The following is a 3,649-nucleotide window of genomic DNA, read 5'->3' on the forward strand; positions in this document are numbered from 1 at the left end:
CGCGCCATGCGCGGCAGCCACATCGGCCACCGCCTCGAAGGTCGGATCGGCCACCACCACGCCGGCGCGCGGCGTGGTGAAGGCGCGCGCGGTGCGGGCGAGCGGCTCGCTGGAACCGGGATACACCGCCACGTGGTCGGCCGGCAGGCGCTGCTGCCCGACGAAGGCGGCGATCAGCTCGTTTGACAGCTCGAACAGATAGCGGCCGCTGCGCGGCAGGATCGCCTGTGCGGCTGCCAGCGCGGCGGGCGAGGGGCCCAGCGGGCATTCGTTGAAGTTCAGGTACACCGTGCCGGCCGCCGGCGCCACGCCGGGTGTGGCGGCAGCGGCGGCGTCTGCCTTGCGCCGCGCCGCCTCGGCAACGGGGGCCAAGCCCACGGCGCCGAGCGCCAGACCGGAGGTAGCCAGGGACAGGAAGGAACGGCGCGAGACCGGTAGCGACACGTGGCTCTCCAGAGCGGGCGGGGGAGGTCACGTTAACGAGGTGTTAATGATGGGGCAAGGGAGTGAGGGGCCGGGATTCGGGATTTGGGATTTCGGGAGTGGCTTGAGGCTGGGATTGGGGATTCGGGATTGGGGATTAGGGATTAGGGATTGGCAAAAGTCGGGGGTGGTGACGTCGATGGCGCTGCGCGCTCCGTACCCTCACCCCAACCCCTCTCCCGGTGGGAGAGGGGCTTTGGCTTCTCCTTTCTCCCCTCGGGACCATGGCCTCCTTCTTGGGAGAAGGTGCCCCGCAGGGGCGGATGAGGGTACGACCGCCGCCGAAGCGAGAAGTCCGAGCTTGGGCTCTTGCGAATCTCCAATCCCAACTCGCCAATCTCGGTCGTCAAGCGAATCCCCACTCCCAACTCGCCAATCCCAGCCGTCAAGCCAATCCCCAATCCCGACTCCCCAATCCCAGCCTTCAAGCTACTATCGCCCCCCTCTCCGTTACCCCCATTTCCGCTGCGCATGACCGCAATTCCCGATCCCCAGCAGCGTGTCGCCGAGTTGCGTCAGCGCATCGACGACGCCAACCATCGCTACTACGTGCTCGACGACGCGTCGATTCCCGATGCCGAGTACGACGCGCTGATGCGCGAGTTGGAGGCCCTGGAAGCCGCGCACCCCGAGTTGGCGAGCGCGGATTCGCCGACGCGCAAGGTCGGCGCGCGCCCGGACGGCGGCTTCCCGGAAGTGCGCCACGCGATCCCGATGCTCTCGCTCGCCAATGCCTTCGAAACCCCGGGCGTGCCTGAGGACGCCGACGACCGCACGCGCTTCGCCGAGGTCGCCGACTTCGAGCGCCGCATCGAGCGCGAACTGGACCTGGCCGCGCCGGTGTTCTCGGTGGAACCGAAGCTCGATGGCCTGGCGATCAGCCTGCGCTACGAGGATGGCGTGTTCGTGCAGGGCGCCACCCGCGGCGACGGCAGCACCGGCGAGGACGTCACCGCCAACCTGCGCCAGGTGCGTTCGGTGCCGTTGAAGCTGCGCGACCTCGGCGTGCCGCCTCCGGCGGTGCTGGAAGTGCGCGGCGAAATCTACATGCCGCGCGCCGCCTTCGCCGCGTGGAACGCGCAGGCGCTGGAGCGCAACGAAAAGCTGCTGGCCAACCCGCGCAATGGCGCCGCCGGCTCGCTGCGCCAGCTCGATCCGGCGGTGACCCGGCGCCGGCCGCTGGCGTTCTTCGCCTACTCGGTGGGCGAGGTCCGCGGCCTGGAACTGCCCGAAACCCATTCGCAGACCCTGCAACTGCTGCGCGACTACGGCTTCCCCGTCGCCCCGGAGGCGGATACCGCTACCGGCTTCGATGGCCTGATCGCGTATTTCCGCCGCATCGGCGCCGCTCGCGACAGCTTGCCTTACGACATCGACGGCGTGGTCTACAAGCTCGACGACTACGACCAGCAGGAGGCGATGGGCTTCGTCTCGCGCGCGCCGCGCTGGGCGCTGGCGCACAAGTTCCCGGCGCAGGAACAGTCGACCGTGCTGCGCGCGATCGAGGTGCAGATCGGCCGCACCGGCGCGGTCACCCCGGTGGCGCGGCTGGAGCCGGTGCAGGTCGCTGGCGTCACGGTTACCAACGCGACGTTGCACAACGCCGACCAGATCGCGCGGCTGGACGTGCGCGAAGGCGACACGGTGATCGTGCGCCGCGCCGGCGACGTGATCCCGGAAGTGGTGCGGGTGATCGAGGAACGGCGTCCGCCGGGCACCGCGCCGTGGACGATGCCGGCGACCTGCCCGGTGTGTGGCTCCGAGCTGGTCAAGGAAGAGGACGCGGTGGCCTGGCGCTGCAGCGGCGGCCTGGCCTGTGCGGCGCAGCGCAAGGAGGCCGTGCGGCACTTCGCCTCGCGTCGTGCCATGGACATCGAAGGCCTGGGCGAGCGCCAGGCCGATGCCCTGGTCGAGTTCGGCTTCGTGCAGTCGCTGGCCGACCTGTACGCCTTGAGCGTGGAGGATCTGGTGCGGATGAAGACCGCGCTGGACGCGGCCACTGCCGCCGACCTGCTGCAGGCGCTGGAGGACAGCAAGGGTGCGCTTGCGCTGGACGCGGCCGGCCGCGCCGCACTCGAGGACGAGGCCATGCCGTGGCGGCGCGCCGACTTCCTGCGCGCGCATCTCACGGTGGACCTGGGGGGCAAGCTCGCGACCAAGTGGGCCGAGAACCTGGTCGCCGGCATCGACGCCAGCCGCGCCACCACGCTGCCGCGTTTCCTATTCGCGCTGGGCATTCCGCACTTGGGCGAGACCACGGCCAAGGCGCTGGCCTACTGGCTGGGCTCGCTGGCGTTCGTGCGCAGCACCCCGGCGGTGCTGCTGCAGGCCTTGCCGGACATCGGCGGCGAGGTGGCGCGCTCGATCGCCACGTTCTTCGAGCAACCCGGCAACGCCGCGGTGGTCGATGCGCTGATCGCCGCCGGCATTCGCTTTTCCGACGAGGGCGCACCGCCGGCGGAATTGCGCGAGCGCCTGGATCTGGCGCATCTGCTGGGCACGCTGCCGGTGGACAAGCTCGGCGGCAAGAGTGCGCAGCGTCTGGCCGCCACCTACGGCACCCTCGACGCGCTGCTGCGCGCCAACGAAAGCGGCTGGACCGGGGCGGGGCTGTCCACGGCCGGCGCCGCCAACCTGGCTGCGTACCTGGCCGATCCGGCACAGAAGCAGGCGCTGTTAGACGCCGAGGCGGCGATGCAACGCCTGCTCGATGCCGCCCCGGCGCAGACGCAGCGTCGCGCCGGCCCGCTGGATGGGCAGACCGTGGTGCTGACCGGCACCCTGACCGCGCTGACCCGCGACGAGGCCAAGGCGCAACTGGAGGCGCTGGGCGCCAAGGTCGCCGGCAGCGTATCGAAGAAGACCGCGTTCGTGGTCGCCGGCGAGGCTGCCGGTTCCAAGCTCGACAAGGCGCAGGAGCTGGGCGTGGCGGTGTGGGACGAGGCGCAGTTGCTGGCGTTCCTGCAATCGCAGGGGCAGGGCGCATGAGCGCGCTTGGCATGAAGCAGGAAGAGTTGCGCTGGCGCACTGCCGGCGCGGCCGATCAGCCGGCCTTGCTGGCGATGCTGCAGGCGTTCTACGCCGAGGACGGCATCGCGTTCGATGCCGAGCGCGTGGCGCGCGGCCTGCAGGCGCTGCTGGCGCAGCCGACACTGGGCGAGGCGCT

General features: G+C 70.5%; 1 protein-coding gene and 2 pseudogenes. 2 read left to right on the forward strand and 1 reads right to left on the reverse strand.

The window, feature by feature from the left end; translation table 11 throughout:
- Positions 1-444 (reverse strand): annotated as a pseudogene (locus tag D588_RS0122960) (aminotransferase); the annotation flags it as partial.
- A 510-nt stretch (positions 445-954) separates the two neighbouring features.
- On the opposite strand from D588_RS0122960, the gene ligA reads away from it, so the two are divergent.
- Both ligA and D588_RS25975 read left to right on the forward strand, forming a co-directional pair.
- Positions 955-3,471 (forward strand): NAD-dependent DNA ligase LigA, encoded by a 2,517-nt coding sequence (gene ligA / locus D588_RS0122965; protein WP_017917659.1) that lies wholly within the window; start codon positions 955-957, stop codon positions 3,469-3,471.
- Positions 3,468-3,649: pseudogene (locus D588_RS25975) on the forward strand (GNAT family N-acetyltransferase); the annotation flags it as partial. The gene ligA and the pseudogene D588_RS25975, both read left to right, overlap by 4 nt.

It is taken from the genome of Xanthomonas sp. SHU 308, from assembly GCF_000364645.1.
Lineage (GTDB): Bacteria > Pseudomonadota > Gammaproteobacteria > Xanthomonadales > Xanthomonadaceae > Xanthomonas_A > Xanthomonas_A sontii.

Bases quoted from the DNA above. Each gene is read 5' to 3' on its own strand.
- ligA (WP_017917659.1), top strand. From the start codon at position 955: ATGACCGCAATTCCCGATCCCCAGCAGCGTGTCGCCGAGTTGCGTCAG.